A 5,201-nucleotide genomic window follows, 5' to 3' on the forward strand; every position below is an offset into this window, starting at 1 on the left:
CCGAGAATGATGAGCGGCTTTTTTCCAGGGCCTTTCTTCTTGTCGTCTTTTTTGTCCTTGTCATCGCCCTGTTTTTTATCGTCGCCGGATTTGTCTTTGTCGTCGCCCGCATCGTCTTTTTTTGAGTCTTCCTTTTTATCGTCGGAATGCTCGGCGTCGTGGTCAGGTTTTTCGTCTTGATCAGGCATCAGGCTTCTCTCACTCGTTCAAGCCTGAAGCGCGCAGGACCAGTTCCTCACGCCAGGCAAGAGGTCGACAGATAGGGGTTCGGGCGCCGATGGTGTCTTACCCGCAAGCGGTTCAGCGCAAGCGGAGTGCTGCAGCAAACATCATGCCTCAGGTTTTCGTGCTCTTTTCATTGGTATCCGGGATGCTGCGATTACCGGATTTACAAACGGCGATTCGTTTTTCCCCGCGTTCTGAAAGGATTTTGTCATGCTTAGCGAACAAGAAATATCCGCACTTCAAGGCGTCGTACCGAGTCTTCTGAGCGAAGCCAAAACTGCGTCACCCGAGAACAAGGATTTTGTTTTCTCAATGGAACTCGAGTCGCATCTCCTGCCCGGTTTGCGCATCCGCATGCCGCCTTCCCCGGACGATAATCCTCCGCCCTTCCCGCTCGATCTTTTTGTCGGCATTCCGCTTGCGGAGCTGAAAGCCCTGGCCCATGCGGACGCCGCCGAACGCCAGAAGCTGATCGCTCATTTCGGCGCAACGTTCTCCCCGCGGCTGCTTCGTGCGATCCAGCATTTCGATGCGCATACCGTCAATTACGAGGCCGGCTTTCAAAGCGAGCCAGGAACAACGAGTGTCATTCTGGAAGATTCGGTCTGACGTTTGGCGCGAGAGTATGTGCATGAAGCGGCGCCGACAAATATGCGATCAGCGGATAGTGGTCCGACGCCACGCGCGCCAGCGCGCTTCTATGCACCTCGACCTTCACGAGCCGCTCGCCCGGATGCACCCAGATGCGATCCAGTGCGAACAGGGGATATCGCGTGGGAAAAGTCTTCGGCGAACTCGCGCGATAAAAATGCGAAACCAGCCGGCGCAGCGTCCGGCCGTAAATGAACCACTCGTTGAGGTCGCCTAGAAGGATCACGGGAAGATCCGGCGTATCGAAGCGCTGCAGCACCTGCTCGACCTGCGCGCGTCTTTCACTCGATGCCAGCCCGAGATGCGTCGCGACAACGCGCCATGTTTCCCCGCCGCAATCAATATCCGCATCGAGGGCGCCGCGTGGTTCGCGGCTCTTGAACGAAAGGTCGAGCGTGCGGACCGCGCGCACCGGGAAGCGCGTGAGCACTGCATTGCCGTAACGGCGCGCAGGGGTATCGAGTGTGGGACCCTCTACTGCATGAAGACCCGTCAAACGTTGCAGGATCGAGAGCACATCGGGCGCGGCGCTGCCGCCCAAGGGGACTTCCTGGAGCGCGAATATATCGGCATCGATTTCGGCGAGCACCGCCGCGATCCGTTCCGGCGCAAGCTTGCCGTCCACGCCGACCGCACCATGAACGTTGTATGTGGCGATCCGGAGACCGCGAGAAGAGAGCGGGGACAACGACAACGGCGAAGGCGGTTCCATGCGAACTTCGTGCATCGACGTCATGGGCTTACCTCGCGAGCCGCTTCCTTGGGCGCCTCGACTTCGACATCCACAACCCGTTCATGCGGCGGTTGCGCGTCACGCTGGCGCTGGCGCTCGCCTTCCTCCGCACGCTCCTTGCGGCCGAGGAACCGCTGCAGCAACACCGATACCGCCACCAGCACCACGCCAATTCCAATCAGCACGCCAAAGGACCCGGCGGTCGGATGCCGCAGCGACGCCACCAGTTGATGCGCGAACGCGACTGTCAACAAGATACCCGGCCCCATGCCAATCAATGTACCAAGCATGAAATCCCGCAGGCCGATCATGGATGCGCCCGCAACCAGATTCACGATCGTAAAAGGCGCAACCGGCAAGATCCGCAGGATGACGACCGCGACCAGCCCGCGTTTCGCGACACGTTCGCTGAGCTTGTTCACGCGCGCACCGGCCACGCGCCGCACCACATCACGGCCAAGCCATTCGCCCAACAGATACGTCACGGCCGCCGCGGCGAGCGTTCCAATGAGCGCGTAAAAACTGCCCCATGCCGCGCCGAAAACAAGGCCGGTAGTTGCAATCAGGAGCGTGACGGGTATCGATACGACCGCCGCCAGCACATACGCAAGCAGGACCCAAAGCGGCGCGAGCGGCAGCGTATCGATACGGCGCGTCTGGCGTGCGAGCGCGGCGAGATTGAGGTAATCGCCAAGCGACGTCCAATGCATGGCGGCCGCGAATCCGACAATCAGGAATGCCAGCACGCCGAGCAACGCAAACCTGCCGATCAGCCGATGCGGCTTTTCCATCGGCACGAACTGACCCACGAGCTGATCAGCCTCCACCGGCTTCTCCGGATCGATCAACGCTTCCGGCGGCACGAGCCGGTCGACATCGGGCGTCACGGTCGGGTTCAAACGCTCCAGGGTGCGATGTTCGCCAGCATCTTTCATCAATGCTGCGATTGCGTCGTTCATGCTGTGGCGCGCGTCGAATTCGCGGGCAAACTCGGCAGTCTCGCAGCCGAGATGTTCGGCAATCAGCGTATTGCGCATGCCGACAAGCGCCGCCTGGATGCGCGGATCGCCGTCGGCATCGATGGCGATGTTGCATTCAGTGTCGAGAACCATCGACCGGTTGTTGAGGTTCGCCGATCCGACCAGCAGCAAATCGTCGTCAATGAACATCAGCTTGCTGTGCACGTTCACGCAACCGGTTTCCAGCCCCGGCACGCAAGGCGACATCAGCCGGTAGCGGTCGTGCGCGTCCGCGCCCTTGAGCATCCGATGTAATCGCGCACGCAACACACCCATCGTCATTTCCTGCAGCCAGCCGCTTTGCATGCGCGGGGAAACGATGGTGATATCGGGGCCATCCGGCTTCTCGAGCATTCCCTTCAACGCCCCGCCGACAGAACCTGCAGTGAAATACTGGTTCTCTATATAGATAGAGCGCTGCGCGCGCTTGATGGCATCGAGATACTGCTGGCGAATCTGCTGCACGGCAGGCCGTCCGTCGAACGCGGGTTCGGTCAGCGAAATCGCGAGCTCGACGTTCTCCAGATCCACCTTGCGCGACGGCGGCCACGGGTCGTTCTCGCTCATCGATCGATGCGAGCGGATCGCAAAACGCCGGCCGCATGCACGTTGCCAGCGCTCGCGCGCCAGAAGGCCGATTGACCGCGCCGCGTCGCCGTCAAACATCGTGTGGACATCGTGAAACGGTTGATAGGGCTCGCCGTTCGCGTCGCGGCGCAGCGGATCATTGGCGTCGTGCCGCGGCGTGTCCCAACGCGAACGCGTCAGGTCCATGCCGCCGACAAACGCCAGTTTGTCGTCGATCACCACGACCTTTTGATGATGCGATGCGCCCATCGGATGCTTGCCGTCCATCTGGAACGCGACCCGCCGATGCGAGCGCCAACCCATTTTGTAGACCGGCAGCCACTCGCGCTCGAACGCGTAGAGCATCGCGAAATCCCACGCGAGAATGTAAATGCGCAGGCGCTTTCGTGTCGCCGCGACATCGTGCAGGAAATCGCCGAGGGCGTCGGCATAACCGTCGTCGGCGCCTTCGGGCGTGAGCTTCATGCGGCTGTCGATGTCCCAGCCGAGAATGAACACGGTCCGCTGCGCTCGCGTAATCGCTTCTCGCAGCACGCGGAAATAATCCGAGCCGTCGATCAGCAGACTGAATCGGTCAGCATGGCGAACGCTGTCGCAATTGCGGCCCGGCTGGAAAAACGCGTCGTCTGTCATGCGTTGGCCTGGCGATAGGGCACGAGAAGATAGGTCGAGGCTCATCGAAAGATTTTTGCAAGCACCGTGCCTGGCGCTGCAGCGCGGCAAAACAGCATGGCGTCCCGGAAAACACCGTACAGGGAACGAACTGCCGTTCTGTACCGGTACTGTACCGATCAGTCCTCATACACTCGTGCTCTGAACCTGAGAACCGTCCGACCAGGAATGCCATGCATCTCGATGCCGCCTTGATGACCGCACTGCCCGCCGCGTTGTTGTTCGCGCTCGTCACTTCCATCACACCCGGCCCGAACAACACCATGCTGCTTGCATCGGGCGTGAACTTTGGCTTGCGCCGCACCATGCCCCACGTGCTGGGCATCAGCGTGGGCGTGGCAATTCTGATGATTCTGGCTGGACTCGGCGTGGCGCAGGCATTCGCGCACTTCACCTGGGCTTACACGCTGCTGGAAACGCTCAGCGTGGCGTATTTGTTGTACCTGGCGTGGAAGATCGCGACTTCATCGGCCGTGCAAGTCCGTGAAGGCGAGCGCCGCCCCATGCGCTTCATCGAAGCCGCCGCGTTCCAGTGGATCAACCCGAAAGCGTGGATAATGGTCCTGACCGCCGCAACGACCATCCATCTGCATTCGAGCATCTCCATGAACGCCGTGCTCATGGCGCTGGTGTTCATCGTGGTCGGGATGCCCTGCATCATCTTGTGGGCGGCGTTCGGCACGTCGATGCGCAAGGTGCTCACGAATCCGCGTTCGCTACGGTTTTTCAACTGGACGATGGCCGCCTTGCTTGTGTTGTCCCTGTACCCGATCGTGGAGCGCGCGCTGGCTTAGGTCGTGTAATCAGCGAGCCATACGTTGCGCAGAGGACGCCGTATTTGACGCTTCGCGTTTTCGTATTCAGCCTATTTTGCTCAAGGCGGCGCATACTGGACCTGCCTGCCGCCGCGCAAAATATGCAGCCTCATTGCAACTTTAGCCGTTCAAAGCGGCAAGAACTGCGCTCATTCCGCCCTACCGGGGGATCGACAGGCACGTATGAAGCTTGCTTCCCGATCAACTCGCGCCCTGTTGGCGCGGCTTTGAAATCTCCCAAGGAGTCGCCATGTCTGGAGCTAACCGCCCGTCCGGTCCCGCAACACGCAAGTCCCTCGACCTCGCCGATCAGATCGAACGCGATGAACTCGAGAACAACCTGCCGGACGCGCTAAATCACGCCGACGAGGACGATCTCGACGACGAACCCAACTCCGGCACGCCCCGCCGATAACATTTCTCTCACCTTTGCAGCGCCTGCCGGCGCTCCCCATCAGCCGCACTTGCGCAACGCAGTGCGGCTTTTTTTGCGGCTCA

The 5,201-nt window shown here is 60.5% G+C and carries 6 protein-coding genes; 3 read left to right on the plus strand and 3 right to left on the minus strand.

What is annotated here, in order from left to right; genetic code table 11:
• The coding region (locus tag ACFFAR_RS23860; RefSeq protein WP_375508581.1) for a hypothetical protein at window positions 1-188 on the minus strand (188 nt) is incomplete at its 3' end.
• Window positions 189-435: 247 nt separating this feature from the next.
• Between ACFFAR_RS23860 and ACFFAR_RS23865 the strand changes: the two genes are divergently transcribed.
• Window positions 436-834 carry a hypothetical protein gene (locus tag ACFFAR_RS23865; protein ID WP_174364155.1) on the plus strand — a complete coding sequence of 133 codons (399 nt, stop codon included), beginning with the start codon at window positions 436-438 and terminating at the stop codon, window positions 832-834.
• Here ACFFAR_RS23865 and ACFFAR_RS23870 read toward each other — a convergent pair.
• Both ACFFAR_RS23870 and ACFFAR_RS23875 read right to left on the minus strand, forming a co-directional pair.
• Window positions 812-1,588 carry an endonuclease/exonuclease/phosphatase family protein gene (locus ACFFAR_RS23870; RefSeq protein ID WP_231941591.1) on the minus strand — a complete coding sequence of 259 codons (777 nt, stop codon included), beginning with the start codon at window positions 1,586-1,588 and terminating at the stop codon, window positions 812-814. The two genes, ACFFAR_RS23865 and ACFFAR_RS23870, sit on opposite strands and share 23 nt — an antisense overlap.
• 20 nt (window positions 1,589-1,608) lie before the next feature.
• Window positions 1,609-3,849, minus strand: a complete 2,241-nt coding sequence (locus tag ACFFAR_RS23875) for a VTT domain-containing protein (RefSeq protein ID WP_174364156.1) — start codon at window positions 3,847-3,849, stop codon at window positions 1,609-1,611.
• 212 nt (window positions 3,850-4,061) lie between these two features.
• On the opposite strand from ACFFAR_RS23875, the gene ACFFAR_RS23880 reads away from it, so the two are divergent.
• On the plus strand, window positions 4,062-4,682 hold the full coding sequence (locus ACFFAR_RS23880) for a LysE family transporter (RefSeq protein WP_174364157.1): 621 nt from the start codon (window positions 4,062-4,064) through the stop codon (window positions 4,680-4,682).
• Window positions 4,683-4,953: 271 nt separating this feature from the next.
• Entirely contained in the window at window positions 4,954-5,118 is a 165-nt protein-coding gene (locus tag ACFFAR_RS23885; protein WP_174364158.1) for a hypothetical protein, read from the plus strand.
• Window positions 5,119-5,201: the final 83 nt, after the last annotated feature.

The sequence above is a fragment of the uncultured Caballeronia sp. genome (assembly GCF_964243625.1).
Taxonomy (GTDB): Bacteria; Pseudomonadota; Gammaproteobacteria; order Burkholderiales; family Burkholderiaceae; genus Caballeronia.